This is a genomic window from Nocardia sp. TBRC8007, from assembly GCF_056629435.1.
Genome location: NZ_JBWSOR010000102.1, coordinates 1 through 1,013 on the forward strand (window position 1 = coordinate 1; position 1,013 = coordinate 1,013).

Annotated in this window: 1 protein-coding gene; it reads right to left on the minus strand. The window is 68.2% G+C overall.

The features are described from left to right. Positions 1–1,013 (minus strand): phosphopantetheine-binding protein (locus ACX4ZE_RS22785; RefSeq protein WP_480275510.1); only part of this gene is annotated, 1,013 nt, incomplete at both ends.

Below are 1,013 nucleotides of genomic sequence, written 5' to 3' on the forward strand. Positions count from 1 at the left end.
CCGGTGGATGAACCACAACCGCCGCTGCGCGTATGACACCGGTACCGGCTCCGGGCGCTTTGCCACCGTCAGCGCCGGACGCACCCGCGCACCGTCGTCGAGCCGGGCGACCAGGGCTGCGACGGTGGGGGCGTCGAACACCACCCGGATCGGGACCTCCACCCCCAACACCGACCGGATCCGGCTCACCAACCGCGTCGCCAGCAGCGAATGCCCACCCAGCTCGAAGAACCCGTCATCGATACCCACCCGGCCCACCCCGAGGACCTCCCCGAACAGCTCCGCCAACACCTGTTCGCGCTCCGTGCGCGGCGCCCGATACTCCGCCCCGGACACGAATTCCGGGTCCGGTAACGCCGCACGGTCGAGTTTCCCGTTCGGGGTCAACGGCATCGCCTCGACCGCTATCACCGCGGCCGGGACCATGAACTCCGGCAGCCGGTCGGCCACGAAGCGGCGCACGTCCGCCAGCAGCAGGCTCGCCTGCGGATTGCTGGTAGAGCGAGCTAGGTCCCGCATCGGCACCGCTGCCACGAACACGTCGGTGAGCTGTTTGCCGCGCGCGAGCGCGGAGTCCACGAACACCGCGTCCATACACCCCACGTGCGTCGACCAGGTCACCGCAGTGGTAAACCCCAACCCCTCGCCCAGGACATGCAGATCCTCCGGAACAAGACCTTCGCAGCGGTCGCCGCAGGCGGTGGCACCGACTCGCTCAGCGAGCGCCCGCAGGGTGGTTTCACGCCCTACAAGGCCATCCCGCATGTCGAGGAGACGGCCCGAACGGATCTCGTGGCCGGCGCGGACTTCGTCGGCTAGTCCGAGGTGCGGGATGCCCAGGACCCGGAGGCAACCACCGCGCCGGGTGCTCAACAACGCAGCCAAGGATTCGATGGTGTGATCGGTGAACCGGATTCGGGGCACCTCCGCCAGCGACAACACCTCGATCGGACGCTTGCGGATGGTTACGTCGTAGCGGTAACGGGTCAACTCGTTGACCGCCAAGCCTGTTT